Here is a 20,807-nt window from a genome sequence, read left to right as displayed (position 1 = left end):
TTGGCTACCTCTACATATTTCACTGTTAACACCTCTTTGGCCGGAGTAAATTCCTCTTCAGACATCCCTTTAACCCCTGGCGCCGTCTCCTCCGCTGCAAATAATGTAGCGCTAAGAAACGCACAGCAGAAAAGGGTTACTCCATATCCTATTATTTTTTTATAACTCTTCTTCATCCCTTTCTCCTCCTATAACAATCCTGCTTTTTATCTTATTAAAAATATTTCATCTGGTTAAACATCGTTTACATTAAGTATACAATCGTTTACATATTTGTCAATATATAAATGTGCGTTTCCTGTTTAAATAACTTGGGTTCATAAAAAAAAGGCCAGCATTACAACGCTGGCCTTTTGTGCACTGAGACTTTTACCAACACTACCGCCATGGATGAAAGGGGAGCCAGGAAGCCTTTTGTGCACTATGATATTACTGATAATTTCCTGTTATTACCGTATTTTGGAATTCGTTTCTGATTTATTACTTCATTTTCACCTTGATATCTTTAATCTCTTCAGAAGCACCGCCGGCCCGTGGTAACTCACCGACTCCGGAACCTCCCTTTACGGCCTCCATCCTCCTTGCTCCTTTCTCATCCATAGCAGTGGCAAACCAATAGAGGAAGGTAACGAAGAAACTGCCTCCCACGATATTACCAAGGGTAACAGGGATAAGGTTCCACCCGAACATTTTACCCCATGAAATCTCCGGACCATGCGGCAGTAAATTTGCAATCGTCAAAAACGTCATATTTGCCACACTGTGTTCCATTCCTGTGGTAACAAAACAGAATAAAACCCACCAGCACATCATTATCTTGCCCGAATCACTTGTGCACCTAAAAGCAGACCATATACCCAGGCAAACGAGCCAGTTACAAAAGAGACCCCTGAAAAACAATTCCCACCATGGCGCATTCATCTTATAGGTGGCCGCCTTGTTCAAAAAGGCATGCCATGGATCAGGGGCGAACACACCGGACATATAGATTAAAAGTGCAAAAATCATTGATCCGCCCAGGTTACCCAAGTACGTCCAAAACCAGCCCAGCATTGCATCGCCAAATGGCACTGTACCCCGAAAGGTACCTTTTAATATCAGCAAGTTATATCCGGTAAAAAGCTCGGCTCCGCCAATAACTACTAATATCAAAGCGATAGGAAATACTGCGCCCCCAACTATTTTACCTATTCCAGGGTTTAGCGCTGCAACAGGAGCAGCCGCAATAACCATGAGAAGGACGCCAAATCCAATAAAAAAACCAGCCATCACAGAAAGTGTCAGAAAGCCTGTTAAGCTATGTTTCATTGCGGTGGCTTTCTTTAAAGATACCGCTGCAATTGCATCTACATTTCCAGTATATAACATTAATTGTTCTCCTCTAAAATGTTGTATACACTATATTAAACCAACACTAATTATGTACCCCCTCTTCTAAAGTTCATTACAATACGACATTCATTTTAATTTAGTAATTCACTTGCTACACCCCCCTTCTTTTTGCAAAAACTTCTTCCAGTATTTTCAAATAATCAAGTTCTCCCCCCTCATGGTTGGTTCAGTTTACAAGATTGAACCAACCATGAGATAAGAGGAGGTTTTCCACGAACAGACACCAGATGTCTATGCTTTGTTTTTTTTGTTCTGTACTTTGTGTTCTGTCAGGTATTTTCATATACCGCCGGTTAGCTTGAAACCCGCTTACATAACAGAAATCCTCCACGATGAACTTACTGATGGGGCAGGCTCCATCCTTCCGGTGTCTTTGACTGTTCTTCGAGCCGCTTCCTAAGCACTACAGTCTCTTTTTTCATTGTTTCTATATTCTTCACAAGCTCTTGAATTGACAAATCCTTACTACTGAGCGTCTTCCTTGCTAATGACAACGAATCCTCCAAACCCCATATCTCTTTTTGTAATAGGGCTTTTTCCTCCTCCAGCTTTGCCTTTATGTCTTCGAGTTTTTTGTTTGCAAGCCTCAATTGTTCATCCTGTTCCTTAAAAGAAGCTGCAATCTTTTCTGCCTCCTCTTTTTGTCGTGTAATATCATCAATCATCTTGTTTAGCTCTTCCATAGAACCAAAGGCCTTCATCACTCTATTTTCGAGTTGTTCACGAAATGTCTTTTCCCTGACGTATCCCGCTTCTTTCATTCTGTAATACTTATTGAGCATTTTTACCGCAAAACCAACGTTCACAAACATCAATATTACAATAAGGGTCTTTGCGTTAACTGATAAACCCTTTGCCGCCTGATTTCCCATAATTCTGTACTCCTAGAACAGGGTATTTTAATGAAATAATGGTTTTTTTTATCTTTCTGTTATATCTCTGAATACACCTGTAATCCTGATTGGTTTACCGCTTTCATCCCGCTCAAGGTTGGATGTCCTCTCAGAAATAAATCGCTCTCCATTTTTCCTTTTACAGTATGAAGTAAAATCCCGCCATACCCCTTCCTTTTCCAACTTCACAATTAATTCTTTTCGATCATCGGAATCCACATACATATCCTTTACCCGTGTTCCAATCACTTCTTCAGGTGAGTTGTAACCAAGGATCTCTGCCCCTGCCCTATTGATCCAGGTAAATACCCCATCTACCGTTGGCTCACACTGGTATATTCCCTCTTTTAATGAATCCAGCAATTGTCTGTAGTGCCTCTCAGATTCCTGTAATTCCTCTTCTGACCTCTTTCGCTCAGTAATATCCCTGAATATACCATCTATGCGCGTTGGTTTTCCTTTATCATCTGTAACCAGATTTGATGTGCGTTCCATATAAAAACGTTCACCATTTTTCCTCTTGCATAAGGAGGAAAAATTCCTCCAAACACCTTCCTTCGTTAACTTCTCAACTATTTTTCTCCGGTCATCTGAATTCACATAAATATCCTTTACCCTCGTCCCAACAACCTCCTCCGGAGACTTAAAACCAAGGATCTCTGCCCCTGCCCTGTTGATCCAGGTAAATACGCCATCCTCTGTCGGTTCGGATTGATATACCCCTTCTTTGAGTGAATCGAATAACACGCGATACCTCTGTTCAGATTCAACAATCTCCATCTCTGCTTTTTTCCTCTCTGAGATATCCCTGAATACTCCATGGATAGCAACTGGATTCTCTTTTTCATCCCTCAGCAAATTGCTTGTACGTTCTGCATAAAAATTCTCACCGTTCCTTCTCTTACAAATGGATACAAATTCTCTCCATACTCCGTCCTTCTCAAGTTTCTCACAAAGCCGTCTTCTATCCTCCGGGTCTCCGTAGATATTTTTTACCTTCGTTCCAATTACCTCTTCCGGAGAACTATATCCCAGGATTTCCGCACCTGCCTTATTAATAAAGGTAAACACACCCTCTACCCCTGGCTCAGACTGATACACCCCTTCCTTTAGAGAGTTAAACAATTCCCTATACCGTTTTTCGGATGCTGTTATTTCTTTTGTCTTCTCATCCAAAGACTTTGCCATAGCATTAAAGGAATTTGCCAATATTCCAATTTCATCTTCTCTCTTAATATCTACCCTTTGAGTTAAATCTCCTGAAGCCATTTTTTCAGTTGCTTCAGTGAGTTTGATAATCGGTATCGAAGTCTTTTTACCGATAAAATATGCTGCCACTACAAATGGGAATGCAAGGATTAATAACACAGAGCCGACAATATAATTCAGGTTATAAGCGGCTCCATAGCCTTCATCTCTATCGATTTCTGATATTACACCCAAATAAAATTCAGGCAGCCAGCGCCATGCGCCTAATACCGTTACACCGCTGTAATCCTTGTAGCCCCTCGCATCAAAACCATTGCTGCCAGAAATACACTCTCGAACACCTTTCGTCAACTCACCAGTTTCCCGATCAATGAGCTTCAATTCTAAGGCGCATCTCTTTTTCACGAGCCCTATTTCTTTGAGGTGGACAGCAAACCGTGATTCCGTGACCATATATCCGTCTTTATTTACCAGATAGGTCTCTCCTGTCTTCCCTAAATTGAGACTGAGCATTAAATCATTCAAACTATTCACATCTACTCTGACAGAGACAACGCCAATTATAATTCCATCCTTATCTTTCAATGGTGTCGAAACAAACACAGTAGGCATGCCAAATTCTTTCTCTCCAAATTCGTTTACCAACGGGATCTCAGATGGCATAAAACTCGATACAAAGGTCTTTCCTTGCATTGCTTCTTGAAAATACTCTGTTTCTGAAATATCATTTCCCACACCTTCTTCAACCGTAGCAATAGTTACCAATCCTTTGTCATTGCTGATAAATACACCCTTATAACCATATTCGTTCCTTACCGTCTCTAAGTATTGGACAATATCCGGGTAATCCTTGTCTTCTTTTGTAATTTTTACACATTTGATCATCAAAGGATTGTTTGCAATTACCCGTACATTCATCATCCTTTCGTGGATCCAATTCGTTACTAATTGTGCCTGTTTGTGGCCAATACCATCAAGATTTCGTATGAGTACCTCTTGAAGATCAGATTGTATCCGGGGATAAGCTATGATCCTCAGCAAAATAAACGGTAAGAGGGTAAATAGTATCAGCAAAAGAATAAGTCGATTTTTAATCGAGATATACATTTGTTTCTCCGTACGTAATTTAACAAAATTGCACACACATATTCACGAATACATAAAAACGTGAGCATTTCTTACCACCAGTGTATAGGATATTCCCTCTTCCCCAGTTTGTTGAAGACCACACCAATTAATACCAGAATAAAGGCACCTACGATAACCGGATTAAAGATATACATATATGCAGCACCTAACCCGCCGGTTTGAACGGCTATATATGCCGTTGCACCGGCTGGCGGATGGATTGAATAGGTTACTGTCATAAGTACCAGGGCAAGGGCAACTCCAAGTGCAATAGACCAAAACGTAGCACCAAAAAAATCATATACGACTACCCCAATGCATGCCGAAAGGAAATGTCCCAGGAGGACATTTCTCGGCTGTGCCAGCGGAGACTTATAGGCACCGTAAATCAACACAGAGCTGGCGCCAAATGGCCCTAACAGCATTGGAAATTTCCAGAGATAGGCAAGTAATGCAGTAAATCCTATACCCAAAAATGCACCCCATAAGGACAACCATACTTCTCTTGAAGGAATTACCGTATGCGGAGTCTTTGGTAATTTTTTTATAACTGCACTAATCGTGTTAATCCCTTCTATGAATGGCATTTTATCCCTCCCGTTTTTTGAAGATTGCAGAAAAAAAATCTGTTACATACATGAAAAAACCTCTTTTGCCAGCATCGATATGAACTGTGACTTTAAATTCGTCGTCTATGACTTTCCTGACTTCCCCGGAACACTTCTCTATAAGCATCCACCAATTCGTTGTTTGTGTGAATTCTACCAAGTATCCGTTCGTATACTAACACGAAAAACATGCCAATTTTAGCTAAAAAACAAATTATTACTTGTTTTTTGTTTAAGCAGTATTAAATCGGCACACTATGTAAACGAAAGGGTATTTAACCGGCACAAACATTTTGAAAGATCCGACCCGACAGACCTTTCATTGTGCAATGATTGTTTCACATAGTGAATATCGCATGCAAAATTAAATTCCATGTAAACAATTGGACACAGGGCGGCAGTGTAGCCAGATATATGAACGAATTTAATTGCTAATACCTTTGCGATTTTCCATCTGTTTTATACAAATAAAAAGGCTAAATGGTCTTTGACCTATCAGTGCTTTTTTCTATAATAACGTTGGTGTAAAACAGTTTAAAGAACTAGGCAACCATATCTTATTGCTAAGGAGTTGATATGTACATGGAGAGAAAACATATTCGTGTGATCAATACAATATTATACTGCCAGAAATGGCAGGAAACGGTTTTCTTTTATCGGAATATCTTAGGCTTTCCTGTAACGTTTGAGAACGACTGGTTTGTGGAGTTTGAAGTAACCGCTAACGCCCGTTTGAGCGTGGCAAATGAACAACGAGCAACCGTCAAAAGTGCCAGGGGGCAGGGCTTGACGCTGGCTTTTCAGGTCGATGAGGCCGATGCGATATGGCAGCATTTGAAGGCTAGCGGTGTAAACGTGGGCAAGATTGCTGACCATCCATGGGGCGGGAGGGCTTTTTTCCTGTTTGATCCGGACGGGAATCGCCTGGAGGTATGGTCAGTTTAAAACTTGATGAATACGGGGTGAGATTCATAATAATGCATTCATTTGAGACTCCCTCGTTCTGCACGGAGTAATGCCGCGCCGGGGTTCGGGGCTGAGGCTGGAATGGAAGCCAAAATTACTCTGTTGTAATGAAGTCGTATGGCATCCGACTTACCTATTTGACGCAGATCCGTTTCTGTCTTATAGCCACGTACGATAGAAACTACCGAACATAGAATGATAAGCGGTGATAAAACATCCAGAAAAGGAGCACCAACATGCAAGTCGTAGTTGATAATCAATCCCAGCATATTCGTTGAAAAAAGATTTCTTGCAATAAAAAACAGGTAAAGCATGGACACGACAGACTTGTTTGCAGATAGATATTTGCAATAGACGTAAGCAAAGATAAGAGGATTACCCAATTTTATCATGTCGTTTACCATATTCAATACACGGGATAGAGGAGTGATGTTTTCAATAAAAATCACTTCCAAGCCCGGAGACAAAAAATACCTTGACAGAAAATACAAACTAAAACCTATGGTAGTCAAAGAAAAGAGATTCTTTGATGAGTACATATGATTTTTCAGGTGTTTGACGGCCACGAAATATTGACTGCCCAACTTATGTAAATTCTGAAGACCTGTAACTCCATTTTTTACACGGTTTGATGCGATAAACAGATAAGCAGCGGCAAAGACGAAAATCATAACCACATCCCCGCACATGTCGGGTATACTCGGAGCGTGTATGTCGTACCTATGAGCAGGATTCCCTGACTGCAGGATATTGAAAAAGATAAGGGCATTTATGATATTTCCTATGACAAACCTCAGATTAATACCTACGAAGGTTAAGAATGCATTTATTCTTAAATCTCTGAGTGCAGAATTGACTGTTGTATGAATTGTATAATGCGTATCGGCACTTTGTAAATCCTCTTCCCCGACTCCGCTCTGAGACCCAGGGGAAGGTGGATTAAAGGTTTTAACTGCGAAATTTCTCAGCATCAAACTAAGCACCGATTCCAGCGCAATAAATATTCCACAGGTGGGCGTGGATTTTTTGAGGTATAAAGTTGAAATTTTTATAAGACCACACAGTTATGGTTGACTGGATGAGTCCAAGAAAGGTAATAGCAGATATTTTGGGATTAACGGTATTTTTTACCAACCCTAACTTTATGGCGCTTGAAAGCATCTTTTCTATTTTCCGGAGATACTTTTGAATAAGCCGAGAAATTTTTTTCCGTATGACCATATCGCTGAACTGCATAGCTCCCATGATAACAATGAATGATGTCTCACGGCGTTCCCTTGCATAAGTAAGGTGTGCCAGCAGTACCTTCTTTAGATTTAGAATAGGATTGCCACCCATCATTGCCGTGTCTAGTTTACGCATGAGGGTTTCCTCTATGTTATCGATCAACAAACTCAATATATCGCGTTTGTTTTTAAAATGGCGATAAATAGCCGTTTTGGTAGTGCCTATTCGACCTGCTATTTCGCTTATCGTAACATATTCAATGCCTTTTGAAGAAATAATGTGTCGAATAACATCTATAATTTGCTGTCTTCTGATTTCCGTGTGTTTTCTGATTTGCATTGTATTTCCTTCTCTTATGGGTGTAAACGCATGACAATTTACTTGCACAAATTATAAATCATAGATTATAATGAGGCAACAATTATGTTTACGATAATTAACATTTTATGAAAGAAGCTAAAAGTAAGCCAGATAAATAGCATAATAAAATATGATTTACACAAAAGAGACACTAAAGGAACTTATATCGTCCAAGCTCAAGGATTATAAGCTTATTATTGTATCCAACCGTGAGCCATATAGTCATACTTATGTAGGTGAGGAGATTAAATGCATTATTCCGGCCAGCGGGATGGTCACAGCACTGGACCCCATTATTCGGGCTGAAGGGGGGACATGGATTGCTTATGGCAGTGGTGATGCCGATAAGGAGGTAGTAGACTGCAAAGATCGTATAGCCGTGCCGCCCGGCAACCCCCAGTATACCCTTCGCAGGGTCTGGCTTACCCGTGAGGAGGAAGAGAAGTTTTACTACGGCTTTTCCAATGAAGCACTATGGCCTCTTTGCCATATCGTATACGTCAAGCCAAAATTCAATGAAGTGGACTGGTTAAGCTACAAGGCAGTAAATCAGAAATTTACCCGTGTTATCCTGGAAGAAGTCGGAAATGACAAGGCGTTTGTTTTCATTCAAGACTATCATTTCACCTTACTGCCCAAGATGCTGAAAGAAAGCAGGCCGGATTTGCTTATAGCACAGTTCTGGCATATTCCCTGGCCAAACCGGGAGGCATTCCGTATATGCCCATGGGGTCAGGAAATTCTGGAAGGTCTCCTCGGAAATGACCTCCTGGGATTCCATGTCCAGTACCATTGCAACAATTTCCTCGATACTGTAGACCGGAATCTGGAGTCAAGGATAGATTATGGAAAATTTACAGCTACAAAAGGAGGAAAGACGACCCACATCCGACCATTTCCCATTAGTATTGATTTCGATGCACTCAACTTGCAATCCCAGGGGAAAGACGTTGAAGATGAAATGTCACGTATGAAGAAAGAACTTGGTTTAAAAGGTCAGATTATAGGTGTTGGTTTAGACAGGGTAGATTACACCAAGGGTATTCCAGAAAGGTTTAAGGCCATCGACAGATTTCTTGAAAAATATCCTGAATACAGGAATAAGTTTACCTTCATACAGGCAGGTACCATAAGCCGGATCCACATTGAGAACTATCGCGATTACAACGATACGATATACGACCTTATGAACGAGATTAATCATAAATATCATTGTGGCAGGTGGACACCCATACGATTATTAAAATCACACTTTAATCGGATCAGTATACAGGCCCTGTACCGTTTATCGGACATCTGCATCGTTAGCTCTTTACACGATGGCATGAATCTGGTCGCAAAGGAGTTTATTGCCACCCGTTTCGAAGAATCCGGTGTATTGCTCCTCAGCCGATTTACCGGCGCAGCCGAAGAACTCTCGGGCAGTATTCAAATCAATCCTTACGCTATCGACACTTTTGCTGAGGCGATAAAGACCGCTATCGAAATGCCTCCCGATGAAAAGAAGAAAAGGATGCAGCGACTCAGGAAACATCTGCTGGAACATAATGTATACAACTGGGGGCAAAGTATTGTGAATGAACTAATCAAATTACATCAATGAAATACACCTTCGACCATATTCAGACCATAAACGAACTTCTCCGGGCACATAAGAAAATAATTCTTCTGACGGATTTTGACGGTACCTTAACGCCTATCCGGGAACATCCAGACCTTGCTGTACTCTCAGAAGAAGTACGTCAGATTTTATTAAAATATTCTCAGAACAAAACATTCTTCCTCGGCATAATAACGGGGCGTTCACTCCGGCAGATAAAAAAACTGGTTAATATTCCAGGGATTTTATATGCCGCCAATCATGGAATTGAACTGGAGGGACCAGGTGTGCGCTTTAGCAGTTCAGAGGCCAAAAAGGCACGCTGTAATCTCTGGCACATTTATATGCGGCTCTTTAAATCTTTAAAACATATTGAAGGGGTATACCTGGAAGATAAAGGCTATACCATTAGTTTGCATTACCGGTTGGTCAAAAAAGCAAATGATGTGGAATTCATAACAAAGACCCTTGACAGTATTACAAAACCTTATTTAGAGAGAAAAATCCTGTCTCTGAGTACAGGAAAAATGGTTTACGAGATACGTCCGCCGGTAAAGTGGAATAAGGCAACTACAATTCAATGGTTATTGACCAATTATTTTCCATTAGAATTCAGCGGGGATGCACTTCTTGTTTATCTTGGCGATGATCAGGCAGATATAGAAGTATTTACTGCTTTGGGCGGGAAAAGACTGATGATCTTTGTGGGAACACCATCGGATACATCCGCAGCTGATTATTATGTCAACTCTCCTGAAGAAGTAAAGTCGTTTTTAGAACTTCTTTATAAACAAAAGGATGAGGACAATAATGAGTTCCTAACAGAGAGCAAAAGAGCTATTTAGATTCTATACGCAGACCCCATATGCCAGAACTTAACGGGCTAAGGGCAAGTAATCTGCAGGAGTTCTGAGACTTTATAAAAACGGTTCCAGGATCGGTTATCTATCATCAAACCCACTGAAGAATTTCCTGCCAGTGTAACATTTCAAAATCCCTAAAGCCTCGGGAAATAATGGCAAAGATTACTGAATATGAATCCATCGCAGGCCCCCCACACCATTGAAGAATTGAGATTATTGGCAAGCAAACTTCAGGAGAAACTTATCCAGAACATTAATTCAACTGCTGTTGGTGGCGTGTAACAGAGATTTTCAATCGTATGGTGCCTTTATTGCAAGAATTAGGGGAAGGCACCCGATGGAACTGTATCAAAGGTGTCGGGGATTTTTTCAACGTCACCAAAAAATTCCATAATGCCCTGCATGGTAAGCCCGAAGAGATCACTCCTCAGATGTCTGAAATTTTCAGGGAGACAAGCGGGGGAATATTGACGCGGTGAAGACCTATTCATAACTTATTTTTTCTCAAGACGTTTTGGACTGGATTTTGAAAAATTAAATGTTATATTTTAGTCAGTAGAAATCGAGCAAGATAAACTTTTTAAAACAAAAAAACATTTTATTACATCCAAAAGGGTAAAGCAACTTATTAATATAAACAAATAAGTCATTACGATAAAGGCAAACCCTGGGCAATCAGGGGACGCAAAGTAAAGGATCTTTAAACTTTTGTCCTGCAATGGCAGGATAAAAGAAAGATAGCCTTACTGCCGAAGATACTTAAGTGTATATCTTTGCGGTAAGGCTTTTTTATTTTTATTTAAGACGATTATCGCGAAACAAAGGATTTTCCAGATCAGTTAATAAAGTACATAAAGATTTAGCAGGAGAGAAGAGATGGGAAAATTTGTTTTCTGGTACAGAATTTCTTTGGGCCTCCTGGTTATGGGTTTTTCCCACGCTTCAAGAATCTATGGACAAGAGATTCTGAAAAAGGAGATGGTTGCAGGCACAGAGGTTACCATAGGGCAAGAGGCAAGGGTGGCTTTCCAGAGAGAGGAATCGGGAGGAGTGAAAGAATGTCAAATGGGAAGAAGTGGAAAATCAGAAGGAAATGGAATTAACGTACAACCTGTAGATCAGCCCGAGAACCCAGGTGTGCTTGTCCTTGCACATGGAGTACATCACATGCACGGAGAACGGGTACATGAAGAGAGCAATTCGGAGATACTTCCCGTGTGGAATGCTTCTGTCCTGGAAGTGGTAAAGCCACTCACTGATAAGTATCCGCTGGAAATTGCCTTTGGTATGGCCGATCCGGATACCATAAAGGAAGCTGTTCAGAAATTAGAAGAAAAGGGCATTTCTGAAGTGATCGTGGTGCCACTCTTTATCTCCTCTCACAGCCCAATCATCGGTAATTTCCGTTACATCCTGGGTATTCAGGAGAAATTACCCGAAACTACCACGGTTAAATCCTTACCAAGGATAGAGAGCAAGATAAAGTTTCGCATGTCAGGCGCTTTGGATGATAGCATGCTCGTTGCGGAAATTCTTCTCGAAAGGGCTATGGAGCTTAGCACTAATCCGCCAAATGAAACGGTTATTCTGGCCGGGCATGGGCCCAATGATGAAAAGGAAAATAAACTCTGGCTAGCTGATATGGAAAAGCTAGCTTACTACGTTCGTGAGAAAGGCAACTTTAAGAAAGTGAAGGTTGCAACATGGAGAAGTGATGCCCCGGAAGAGATCAGAGAGAGAGCCATTCAAGAGTTGAGAACAATGGTAGAGATGAGCGGCAAAGAAGGGATGGTTATTGTAATCCCGCACTTACTCGCCACAGGGGGTGTAGAGAGTGAAATTGTGGCGGCTTTGAAAGGACTTCCCTATATCTTTAGTGGCAAAACCCTATTGCCCCACAGCAACATAACCAGGTGGATAGAAATGCAGATACAAGAACAAATGAAAGAATCCACAGGGAGAAAGAGATGAAAGAAAACCATTGTGGTGAATTAAAATCCATTGATTATCCCACTCATTACCTTCGGTAAAGTAAGGGGGTAATTTTTCAGAAGAAACATGGCTTTGCAATTAGTTGAGCTTAAACTTTAGATGTCTTATAAAAAAGAGGCAAGGAGCAAATTGGAGAAGCTCAAGTCTGCAAGTGGTGATGTATGGGAAGGACTTAAGTCTGGAACGGAAACTGCTTTGGAGGACTTGAAGAATGCTTACAACGAGGCAATTTCTCGGTTAAAATAATTTCAGTGTCAAAAGGGAGACGACTTTGTTTTTCACGATTTGGATTATCAGTGGCATTATTGCTGGCTGGCTCACAGGACTGGTGATAAAAGGACGAGGCTACAGCCTCATTGGCTTCCTGGCTATTGGGGCATTGGGTGGCATAGTTGGAGGCTGGATATTCAGAATGTTTTGGCTACTATCGTCCAATTGGATTGGAAATATCTTTGCGGCTTTAATAGGTGGGGTAATATTGATCGCGATTGTTCGCACCATACGCAGATGAAGGAAGCATGCTTGTCTTCTGGAGAACAAATTGATTAAAAAAGGAGGGCAGTTATTCGCATACTACGCCGGGCATAAATCTTATATCTGACATCTGCGATTATTTATCAGAACAAGCTCAAAAGGCTGACGAGTTTGTGGTTGGAGTTGAAGGTGTTAAATCTGCCACTCTACGTTAATGGAGCAAATTAGCTGATGACATTCATAGTGCCCCATGGTCAGGTGTCAGAAATATTACATCTTTCCCTTATTACCATTTTCGATTTTTGTTCTTGACATAAAGGAATATTTTGTTTAATTACAGTATAATAAATAATCATTTTTAATAGCAAAGCGATGTAATAGATGGCCGTACGATAAAGGCAAATCCTGAGTGATCAGGAGGCGCAAAGTAAAGGGTCTTTTAAACATACACGGAAGTAGTTATAAGACAACCTTGCTGCACCGGATAAAAGACAGCCTTACTGCCGAAGATGTTTTTAGAATATCTTTACAGTAAGGCTTTTTTTCTTTATTGACTGAAAAACCTGTGAATGAATGACCTGTGTTATTTGTAAAAATTGATCAGTAATAAAATTATATGAGACAGATCATTGAGGAAGTATGAGGTGTGAATTTTCTGTAAGCTTGGCAACTTTACTGAGAATGTCCTCAGTAGTTTCAGGTTAAATCCATGAATTTGCGGAGGAAATAAAATGTTAAGAAAGTTTGGTTATGGCCTGGTTGTTAGGGTGCATTGATGTTGGGTGTCGGAGTAAATACGGTATTTGTAGGCTGTAAGGCAGTTGCGAAAGAAAAGAAGTGTGAGATATGCGGGCATTTACCATCAAAGCCAGAAGCAGATTGCAGGTGCGATTGTCATCACAGGCATAAATAAAACTTTAAGGAGGAAAAATATGTCAAAATGGAAATGTCGTATGTGTGAATATGTATATGACCCTGAAAAGGGCGATCCGGATAACGGCGTTAAGCCTGGAACGGCCTTTGAGAATTTGCCTGAAGGTTGGGTATGTCCTTCTTGTGGCGCTAGTAAAGATGCATTTGATAAGATCAGTTAAATATTACATCATTTGTAACAGTTTGACTAATAAAATTCGGAGACCATTTGCCGATTCCTATGTAATAGTCAAAACAATGTCAAGGTTTTATGAGCGCGCCAAATCCGCCGATTGAAATTCCAAAAAGTGAATGAAGGTGGTTAACGGTCTTCGTTGGGTTTCTCCCATTTGCGACTTGTGATTGCATAGCCCGTAATCTTACCAATAAAGGGAATCGCCAGCATACCAGGCAGAGTTACACAGCGTTTTCTGTCCCGGAAATCCCGGAGACCGATGGTCATACCTTCGTGACCCATGCGAGGCTGGGCCCGGTAGGTACCTAACAATCGGTCCCACCATGGCAGGTTGAAACCGAAGTTACTGTTGGTCTCGTAGTCCTCCATCGAGTGGTGCACACGGTGCATGTCAGGTGTTACCATGAAACACCGAAGCACACGGTCTATGCTGCGCAACATGCGTACGTTACCGTGGTTGAACATGGACGTTGCGTTTAATACCACCTCAAATGCGACAATCGCCAGCACGGGGGGACCCAGCACTGCAATTACTGCAAACTTGATCAGCATGGAGAGTATGATTTCAAAAGGATGAAACCGCACACCGGTGGTGACATCGAAGTCCAGGTCAGCATGATGCATGCGATGCATCCGCCAAAAGACGGGGAGTGCATGGAACATCACGTGCTGCAGGTAGATGGCGAAGTCCATGATAACCACTGATGCTGCAACAACGATTGAATACGGTACATGGACGTAATTGAAAAGACCCCATCCATGTTCCCGAGCAAATACTGCCATAGCCACTGCTGCAGTGGGAAAGATGATGCGCAACAGGAAGCTGTTCAGGGACACAATCCCGAGATTGTTAATCCAGCGAAGCATCTTCGAGACCTTAGGTATTCGCCTGGGCGCTACCAATTCCCACAGGTACATAACCGCTAAGACACCAAAAAAGAACCCGAGGCGAATGACAACCTCGTGGCTCATGGCAAACTTACTCATGCTCATGTTTTTTGTTCGGACTTCATTTATGAATTTTTGTTTTTATAACAGTTGTAACAGTTTGGTTTTTTGAAAAAGATATTCATGTTTGCCTATACACAAACGTTATTTACTATAGCTGAATGCAGACCGTTTTTCAATACGAAGCTCTCATTATCCGATCTTTTCGAATATTATTTACCTGACAATCATTATAATGATGTATATTCTATACATCACATCATAGGAGGATTGTATATGTCCGAACTTAAGAGAACACAGATGTATTTACCTGAGGATGTATTGAGAAAGTTAAAAAAAAGCAAAAGAGAATAGAACGACCATTGCTGCGGTAGTGAGAGATGCGGTTGCAGAGTTTATTAAACAGGGAGAGGAAAAAACTGCAGCAACTACACAACTACTATTCATAGCATAGGCTAATAATTATCAAAAATAGATAAACATTACGATAAAGGCAAACCCTGAGCAATCGGGGGACGCAAAGTAAAGGGTCTTCAAACTTACAGGAACGTAGAAAAAGACAGCTTGCTTTTGAGAAAGACAGCCTTACTGCCGAAGATGTTTCAATGAATATTTTGGCAGTAAGGCTTTTTTGTTTTTAAGGTATTTTGGTTCCTGATACTTATGGAAGAGGATTAGAACGTTCAAGTACTTTGAAACATGGTTGTAGTTATTTTCTCTTAAATGGAGGAGGAAAACATGAAGGTAATAAAAGAAATAGTAAAAGGAGTAATAATTTGTACCATCATCTCTTTCGTTTACACATTGAACGCAACGGCACAAATGAAGGAAAAAGAAAGCAAGATGCATGAAACGACGGAATGTCCGATGCCGATGAGTATGATGCCCATGATGGGTGGTATGATGCCGATGATGGGTGGCATGATGCCCATGATGTATTGTCCGATGCCAATGGGTATGCAGATGGGTACAATGCCTATGATGGGTGGTATGATGCCAATGGGTATGATGCCCATGATGGGTGGTATGACGCCAATGATGGAAAAGTGTATGAAAATGATGGAGAAAATGAGCCCTGAAGATAGGAAACAAATGATGGAAATGTGCCATCAGATGATGTCCAAACAATTGGAACACCAAAAATCCATGATGGATATGTGTCAAAAAATGATGGATTTAATGCACAAGGCAATGATGGGGCCAACAACAACAAAATAACCAATATTTGATACTTCTGATCCTCTTCCAGGTTGTTTCAGAATAAGTGTATCGAAAAGTCAAAAGATACAGGATGTCGTTAGAAAAAAAGTCCTATCGCAGAAGATGTTGAGAATAAACATTTCTGCGATAAGACTTTTTTTATTTGATATTAATATCGATAATCGATATTATTAATCAATATCTATGAACGATATTAATGAATCAATGTTACGAGACATCCATCTCGCATTTATAAAAATGCATATCCTTTACCATGCCTCAAAAGAGGAGGTCTTTGGTATTGGTTTAATTGAGGAATTGGGAAGGCATGGATACAGGCTTAGTCCGGGTACGCTGTATCCAACGTTGGCAAAGATGCAGGAAGCCGGTCTTTTGACCTGCAAATGCAGGACTGTCCGGCACAAACAGCGGAAATATTACAGGATTACTCACGCCGGGATGGCACTGCTCAACGAGGTAAAGGTCAAGTTGAAGGAATTATATGACGAGGTTGTGAAGGAAAAATGAAAAACAATTCTGATTATCAAGGATATGATGTGCTAAAAATACGGCCAATTCGGTCGTTGGTCTTATGGCCAGGATTCCCTTATATTTTCCAGGCAATGATGCTTGCAGTATTTATTTCCCTTGCAGTTATTGGATGGGGTCATTCTGCACCGGAAGGGGTGAATGATAAACTTTACGCAAAGACGAATATTGTTAATCTGATGATCTGGGGGCTGTGGTGGCCCTCTATGGTATGGATGGCTGTATTATTTGGGCGTATCTGGTGTATGGTATGTCCTTTAGAACTTGTTGCCAATGGAACCGAACGACTGGCGCGAAGGCTTGGAATCAAGCAACTTGTTCTTGGCAAGTGGTTACGGTCAGGTGCATTGATCGTTGGAATATACGCTTTTATCCAATTGCTTGTTGCCGGTGCACACCTGCATCGCGTTCCGGCTTATACCTCATTTTTTCTATGGGGATTGGTTGGGACGGCAGGACTGGTTGGTTTCTTTATAAAAGACCGTGCTTTTTGCCGTGGATTCTGTCCTGTGGGACTTTTGTTAAGCACTTACGGACGAGGCGGGATGTTATCGGTACGCGCCGGATCGGGGCAGATTTGCAATGCGTGCACGGGCAAGGATTGCATCATGGCATGCAACCGGACTAAACTCTCTGGACGCAGTTGTCCAAGCCTGTTGAATCCGCCGAAATTAAACAGCAATCGTGATTGTCTTGTCTGCGGTCAGTGCATAAAATCGTGCAATCCTGACAATATGCAGCTGGTCTTGCGTCGTCCGTTTCATCCGGCTAACGCGCGCGAACCGTTGGCATCATGGCCTGTCACCATTTTTGTCATGACAGTTTCCGGGTTTGTAACCGGGGAGTTATGCAGTGAATGGAAAACTGCTCAATCCATGTTTCTCTGGCTTCCTGATCATTTTACAGAACACTTTAGCCTCTCTTCTTTGGGAGGTTGGGTTGAGGGTGTCTGGATGATAGGTATATATCCATTGCTATTATGGTTTGTGCTTGGTATTTTGGCCGCTTTCAATAGCGATAATGCATTTGTAGTAATAAGGTCATGGCGGTTCCTGGCGCTTCCCTTAGCAGTCATCGTTTCTTCTGGACACATGGCGAAAGGGCTGGCAAAGTTCGTTTCGTGGGTAGGCTTTCTCCCTAGTGCATTGAAAGATCCTCCGGGCATTAAGACCGCTTTAGGGATAAGTTCAAAATCTATTCCGCAGCCTGCGCCACTTCTGTCAATATCTGTTGTTTCTGCTGTGGGAATAGTGCTTGTTGTTACGGGCATTTATTTCTCCATACGTGAAGCCCGGTTGGCCAATCCTGAGACCTACCGTCAGCGTTTGGTCCCAAAATTTGTACTGACCGTTCTCTTTGCTTTTATCATATCCGGATGGGGTTACATAAAGTAATTTTGGATTTGAGATTTACGATGTTAGATTCGAAACTAAAAGAAAATCGTAAATCCTCTTTTGAGTCTTATTGTTTCTGAGAATGGGAAGGACATAAAAATGGTCTATCTGATTATCTGTGCCGTTGCCCTTGTCGTTTCTGCCTTAACACTCTTTTCCGGCTTTGGATTAGGCACCCTTCTGATGCCGACGTTTGCGATCTTTTTCCCCGTAGAAATTGCCATTGCAACAACTGCCATCGTCCATCTGGCAAACAACATCTTTAAGCTGGCACTCGTTGGTAAGATGGCGGATTTTAGGATAGTACTGAGGTTTGCTATTCCTGCCTCAATTATGACCATTGCCGGGGCACTGTTATTAAACTATTTTGCGAATATTCAACCCATTGCAGAATATCATCTTGCAGGAAAAACCTTTACCATTACGGCCGTAAAGCTGGTGGTTGCCTTTCTTTTAGCAATTTTCGCAATCTTAGAACTCTATCCACGTTTTGAAAAACTTGAGTTTCATCCGAAGTATATTCCGCTCGGCGGGGCGCTTTCCGGATTCTTTGGGGGACTGTCAGGTCAGCAGGGTGCCCTGCGTTCCGCTTTTTTGATCAGGGCAGGACTGAAAAAAGAATCCTTTGGTTTCGGTGATACCTCGCTTATAACCAGGATAATGCTTCTCGAAACGCGCAACACAACGCTGTTATCTTTTTTGGAAACAACGCTGCCCACAGGAGACGAGGATCGAGGTTTAGGAAGTGGATTGACCATGATAAGTCCTGGCATTGGTTTATGGAGAGATCTTGGCAAATGCTATGCACTCCATGGCTTCTTCGGGCTTGATATACCCATAGGAGGGAAAGACGACGACGATCCGGATACTACGGTCGTCTACGGTACTGCCCTAACGAAAACTGTTACATCAAAAGATACACCGTATTTTGGGAATCTTACCTTCTTTGTTGAATTTAACGGAAGTTCAGATATAGGAACAGATGGTGATACTACGATGGTAAGTATACTTCCCGGTGTCAGGTGGAATCTTGGCCATGAATTCTGGCTCATGCCAGGCATAGAATTTCCTGTAATCGGAAGAGACGAATTCGATAACAGGGTTTGGCTGAGCGTATTAAAGGATTTTTGAGTAAACGTTTTAACTCCATAAATCCAGAATTTGAAACTTCGGAATACAAAGGTTACATTGGCGTGTTACGCTTGAACTTGCCTACGCATCTAAACAATAAAAAATTAAGTAGTTGACATTGTTCTTTTTTGTGTCTATTTTACAGTGCAGGAACTTCCAGCAGGTATATCCTATAATCACACTTCGACTTTACTCAGTATGACGATATTCCGATTGACATTATAAATGATGTTTTAATATAATTTATTCAAAATAATAATAAAAAGCAAAGCGATAAAGGCAAACCCTGAGTGATTGGGGGACGCAAAGTAAAGGGTCTTTAGACTTACAGGGAAGTAGGAATAAAGAAGACAGACTTAGTCCAGAAAAAGACAGCCTTACTGCCGAAGATGTTTCAGTAAATATCTTTGCAGTAAGGCTTTTTTATTTTAAAGATGAAGAAAAAAACGATCTTTAACAATATTTTGATCTTAGATCTTAATCCAATTCCTTCTCCGGAAGGAAATCTTGGGCAATTTTCAAAACTCATTGGGAATATCCTTCCTCACAAAGAAACTTCTATTCAAATCATTTCGCACTTTCCACCAGGTCCTATAGACCCTTCGCCCAGCCTCATTTTTCTTCGGTCCTCGCCTATTGAATCCTTCATAGAGGTTCTCCTTCATGTAAGAAAACATTGGGGACAGAGTTTTGTCGTAGGTCTTTTCTGTGAGAAGGAAAATACTGCACGGGGTGTTTTTCAATGCCTCGAAAGCGGGCTGGATGACTTTATCTCTTATCCTTTCAAAGAAATAGATCTTGCTCCACGTATATTGCGGCTTGTCAAGCGGGAGAATGAGACAAGTACTTTTCCCAGGGTTGAAGTGTTAAAAAAAATGTCCCACCGGGAACACCTGATTGGGCAATCGAAACCCTTCCTTCATGTAATTGAAAAAATCCCATCTCTTGCCTGGTCTGATGCAACGGTCATAATTTACGGGGAGACAGGAACCGGGAAAGAACTTATTGCCAGGTCAATCCACTACAATAGCCAAAGGCATGGAAAACCGTTTATCCCGCTTAATTGTGGTGCCCTGCCGGACCACCTTATTGAAAATGAGCTTTTCGGGCATGCAAAGGGCGCCTTTACCGATGCCTCTACCACCGAAAAAGGACTCATAGCGGAAGCTGAGGGAGGCACTCTTTTCCTTGATGAGGTAGATGCCCTTAGCTATTCCGCACAGATTAAACTCCTTCGTTTCCTGCAGGACAAAGAGTATCGGCATCTCGGTTCTTCAAAAATCAGGGTTGCAAATGTCCGAATTATTGCTGCAACCAACAGCAATCTCAGGTCTCTTATAGAAACCAAATGTTTTCGTGAGGATCTTTATTACCGGCTGAATGTTCTTTCGCTCACACTTCCCCCTCTCCGTGAGCGGGTTAGCGATATTCCTCTCCTTGTTGCCGAATTTCTCTCCCGCTACGCAAAGCAGAATCGCCGGGGTTTATTACATCTCTCAAAAGGTGCAGTGCAAAAGCTGATTCATTATCACTGGCCGGGGAATGTACGTGAGCTGGAAGGGGTAATACAGCGTGCCGTAGTTTTGTGCACTTCTTCCGTGCTCGAGCCTGAGGATATCGACATTCTTTCGCCATGCGGGCAGGAATTATTGGAAGTCTGTTCGTTACGAGAGGAGAAGAAGGCTTTCAGCCCATTCATTACGGCATCCGAACTTCTGGTGGCAGATCATTCTTTACAAAAGGTTAAAATACAGGCCATTAGTCA

General features: G+C 41.6%; 19 protein-coding genes, 1 pseudogene and 4 riboswitches. Of the genes and pseudogenes, 12 read left to right on the top strand and 8 right to left on the bottom strand.

Going from position 1 to position 20,807, the window contains the following annotated elements; translation table 11 throughout:
- Nucleotides 1-480 precede the first annotated feature (480 nt).
- The 4 genes from E3K36_17090 to E3K36_17075 form a co-directional block, all read right to left on the bottom strand.
- The gene (locus tag E3K36_17090; protein MCF6156906.1) at nt 481-1,368 is read right to left on the bottom strand and encodes a formate/nitrite transporter family protein; all 888 of its coding nucleotides are present in this window, start codon (nt 1,366-1,368) and stop codon (nt 481-483) included.
- A gap of 362 nt (nt 1,369-1,730) precedes the next feature.
- The gene (locus tag E3K36_17085) at nt 1,731-2,264 is read right to left on the bottom strand and encodes a hypothetical protein (protein MCF6156905.1); all 534 of its coding nucleotides are present in this window, start codon (nt 2,262-2,264) and stop codon (nt 1,731-1,733) included.
- Between the two features lie 48 nt (nt 2,265-2,312).
- Nucleotides 2,313-4,601, bottom strand: a complete 2,289-nt coding sequence (locus E3K36_17080) for a PAS domain S-box protein (protein MCF6156904.1) — start codon at nt 4,599-4,601, stop codon at nt 2,313-2,315.
- A 71-nt stretch (nt 4,602-4,672) separates the two neighbouring features.
- Nucleotides 4,673-5,209, bottom strand: a complete 537-nt coding sequence (locus E3K36_17075; protein ID MCF6156903.1) for an HPP family protein — start codon at nt 5,207-5,209, stop codon at nt 4,673-4,675.
- Nucleotides 5,210-5,812: 603 nt separating this feature from the next.
- Between E3K36_17075 and E3K36_17070 the strand changes: the two genes are divergently transcribed.
- Nucleotides 5,813-6,175 (top strand): VOC family protein, encoded by a 363-nt coding sequence (locus tag E3K36_17070; protein ID MCF6156902.1) that lies wholly within the window; start codon nt 5,813-5,815, stop codon nt 6,173-6,175.
- A 38-nt stretch (nt 6,176-6,213) separates the two neighbouring features.
- On the opposite strand, the gene E3K36_17065 is transcribed toward E3K36_17070, so the two are convergent.
- Together E3K36_17065 and E3K36_17060 are read right to left on the bottom strand one after the other, a co-directional pair.
- Nucleotides 6,214-7,167, bottom strand: coding sequence for a hypothetical protein (locus E3K36_17065; GenBank protein MCF6156901.1), 954 nt, complete (start codon nt 7,165-7,167; stop codon nt 6,214-6,216).
- A gap of 4 nt (nt 7,168-7,171) precedes the next feature.
- Nucleotides 7,172-7,762: a TetR/AcrR family transcriptional regulator gene (locus E3K36_17060; protein MCF6156900.1), complete on the bottom strand. Its 591-nt coding sequence runs from the start codon at nt 7,760-7,762 to the stop codon at nt 7,172-7,174.
- Between the two features lie 217 nt (nt 7,763-7,979).
- Between E3K36_17060 and E3K36_17055 the strand changes: the two genes are divergently transcribed.
- From E3K36_17055 to E3K36_17030, 6 genes are all read left to right on the top strand, one after another.
- Nucleotides 7,980-9,386 (top strand): trehalose-6-phosphate synthase, encoded by a 1,407-nt coding sequence (locus E3K36_17055; GenBank protein MCF6156899.1) that lies wholly within the window; start codon nt 7,980-7,982, stop codon nt 9,384-9,386.
- Entirely contained in the window at nt 9,383-10,228 is an 846-nt protein-coding gene (gene otsB / locus E3K36_17050; protein MCF6156898.1) for a trehalose-phosphatase, read from the top strand. Before E3K36_17055 ends, otsB begins: the two co-directional genes overlap by 4 nt.
- A gap of 317 nt (nt 10,229-10,545) precedes the next feature.
- The gene (locus E3K36_17045) at nt 10,546-10,725 is read left to right on the top strand and encodes a hypothetical protein (protein ID MCF6156897.1); all 180 of its coding nucleotides are present in this window, start codon (nt 10,546-10,548) and stop codon (nt 10,723-10,725) included.
- Between the two features lie 170 nt (nt 10,726-10,895).
- Nucleotides 10,896-11,000, top strand: a riboswitch (cyclic di-GMP riboswitch).
- Between the two features lie 122 nt (nt 11,001-11,122).
- On the top strand, nt 11,123-12,217 hold the full coding sequence (locus E3K36_17040) for a hypothetical protein (protein ID MCF6156896.1): 1,095 nt from the start codon (nt 11,123-11,125) through the stop codon (nt 12,215-12,217).
- Nucleotides 12,218-12,509: 292 nt separating this feature from the next.
- The gene (locus tag E3K36_17035; protein MCF6156895.1) at nt 12,510-12,749 is read left to right on the top strand and encodes a GlsB/YeaQ/YmgE family stress response membrane protein; all 240 of its coding nucleotides are present in this window, start codon (nt 12,510-12,512) and stop codon (nt 12,747-12,749) included.
- Between the two features lie 350 nt (nt 12,750-13,099).
- Nucleotides 13,100-13,220: riboswitch (cyclic di-GMP riboswitch) on the top strand.
- Between the two features lie 424 nt (nt 13,221-13,644).
- Nucleotides 13,645-13,806: a rubredoxin gene (locus E3K36_17030; GenBank protein ID MCF6156894.1), complete on the top strand. Its 162-nt coding sequence runs from the start codon at nt 13,645-13,647 to the stop codon at nt 13,804-13,806.
- Nucleotides 13,807-13,946: 140 nt separating this feature from the next.
- On the opposite strand, the gene E3K36_17025 is transcribed toward E3K36_17030, so the two are convergent.
- The gene (locus E3K36_17025) at nt 13,947-14,813 is read right to left on the bottom strand and encodes a sterol desaturase family protein (protein ID MCF6156893.1); all 867 of its coding nucleotides are present in this window, start codon (nt 14,811-14,813) and stop codon (nt 13,947-13,949) included.
- 437 nt (nt 14,814-15,250) lie between these two features.
- Nucleotides 15,251-15,364, top strand: a riboswitch (cyclic di-GMP riboswitch).
- 201 nt (nt 15,365-15,565) lie between these two features.
- Nucleotides 15,566-15,784 (bottom strand): hypothetical protein, encoded by a 219-nt coding sequence (locus E3K36_17020; GenBank protein ID MCF6156892.1) that lies wholly within the window; start codon nt 15,782-15,784, stop codon nt 15,566-15,568.
- On the opposite strand from E3K36_17020, the gene E3K36_17015 reads away from it, so the two are divergent.
- The 5 genes and pseudogenes from E3K36_17015 to E3K36_16995 all read left to right on the top strand — a co-directional run.
- Complete coding sequence (locus E3K36_17015; protein ID MCF6156891.1) at nt 15,783-15,986, top strand: hypothetical protein; 204 nt, start codon at nt 15,783-15,785, stop codon at nt 15,984-15,986. The two genes, E3K36_17020 and E3K36_17015, sit on opposite strands and share 2 nt — an antisense overlap.
- A 240-nt stretch (nt 15,987-16,226) precedes the next feature.
- Entirely contained in the window at nt 16,227-16,496 is a 270-nt protein-coding gene (locus E3K36_17010) for a PadR family transcriptional regulator (GenBank protein MCF6156890.1), read from the top strand.
- A complete protein-coding gene (locus E3K36_17005) occupies nt 16,493-17,911 on the top strand; it encodes a hypothetical protein (GenBank protein MCF6156889.1) in 1,419 nt (472 codons plus the stop codon). Before E3K36_17010 ends, E3K36_17005 begins: the two co-directional genes overlap by 4 nt.
- Before the next feature lie 99 nt (nt 17,912-18,010).
- Nucleotides 18,011-18,577 (top strand): annotated as a pseudogene (locus E3K36_17000) (sulfite exporter TauE/SafE family protein).
- Between the two features lie 733 nt (nt 18,578-19,310).
- A riboswitch (cyclic di-GMP riboswitch) is annotated at nt 19,311-19,430 on the top strand.
- Nucleotides 19,431-19,476: 46 nt separating this feature from the next.
- On the top strand, nt 19,477-20,807 hold a 1,331-nt coding region (locus E3K36_16995), incomplete at its 3' end, for a sigma-54-dependent Fis family transcriptional regulator (protein MCF6156888.1).

Source organism: Candidatus Brocadia sp. (assembly GCA_021646415.1).
In the GTDB taxonomy this organism is placed as follows: domain Bacteria; phylum Planctomycetota; class Brocadiia; order Brocadiales; family Brocadiaceae; genus Brocadia.
This window is presented reverse-complemented; position numbering and strand designations above follow the sequence as displayed.

What these genes read in the sequence shown, in the direction of transcription:
- E3K36_17080 (MCF6156904.1), bottom strand. Translation starts at nt 4,601, where the DNA reads ATGTATATCTCGATTAAAAATCGACTTATTCTTTTGCTGATACTATTT.
- E3K36_17045 (MCF6156897.1), top strand. Translation starts at nt 10,546, where the DNA reads ATGGTGCCTTTATTGCAAGAATTAGGGGAAGGCACCCGATGGAACTGT.
- E3K36_17015 (MCF6156891.1), top strand. Translation starts at nt 15,783, where the DNA reads ATGATGGGTGGTATGACGCCAATGATGGAAAAGTGTATGAAAATGATG.
- E3K36_17030 (MCF6156894.1), top strand. Translation starts at nt 13,645, where the DNA reads ATGTCAAAATGGAAATGTCGTATGTGTGAATATGTATATGACCCTGAA.
- E3K36_17090 (MCF6156906.1), bottom strand. Translation starts at nt 1,368, where the DNA reads ATGTTATATACTGGAAATGTAGATGCAATTGCAGCGGTATCTTTAAAG.
- E3K36_17020 (MCF6156892.1), bottom strand. Translation starts at nt 15,784, where the DNA reads ATGGGCATCATACCCATTGGCATCATACCACCCATCATAGGCATTGTA.
- E3K36_17040 (MCF6156896.1), top strand. Translation starts at nt 11,123, where the DNA reads ATGGGAAAATTTGTTTTCTGGTACAGAATTTCTTTGGGCCTCCTGGTT.
- E3K36_17025 (MCF6156893.1), bottom strand. Translation starts at nt 14,813, where the DNA reads ATGAGCATGAGTAAGTTTGCCATGAGCCACGAGGTTGTCATTCGCCTC.
- otsB (MCF6156898.1), top strand. Translation starts at nt 9,383, where the DNA reads ATGAAATACACCTTCGACCATATTCAGACCATAAACGAACTTCTCCGG.
- E3K36_17070 (MCF6156902.1), top strand. Translation starts at nt 5,813, where the DNA reads ATGGAGAGAAAACATATTCGTGTGATCAATACAATATTATACTGCCAG.
- E3K36_17005 (MCF6156889.1), top strand. Translation starts at nt 16,493, where the DNA reads ATGAAAAACAATTCTGATTATCAAGGATATGATGTGCTAAAAATACGG.
- E3K36_17075 (MCF6156903.1), bottom strand. Translation starts at nt 5,209, where the DNA reads ATGCCATTCATAGAAGGGATTAACACGATTAGTGCAGTTATAAAAAAA.
- E3K36_17010 (MCF6156890.1), top strand. Translation starts at nt 16,227, where the DNA reads ATGCATATCCTTTACCATGCCTCAAAAGAGGAGGTCTTTGGTATTGGT.
- E3K36_17085 (MCF6156905.1), bottom strand. Translation starts at nt 2,264, where the DNA reads ATGGGAAATCAGGCGGCAAAGGGTTTATCAGTTAACGCAAAGACCCTT.
- E3K36_17065 (MCF6156901.1), bottom strand. Translation starts at nt 7,167, where the DNA reads ATGCTGAGAAATTTCGCAGTTAAAACCTTTAATCCACCTTCCCCTGGG.
- E3K36_17060 (MCF6156900.1), bottom strand. Translation starts at nt 7,762, where the DNA reads ATGCAAATCAGAAAACACACGGAAATCAGAAGACAGCAAATTATAGAT.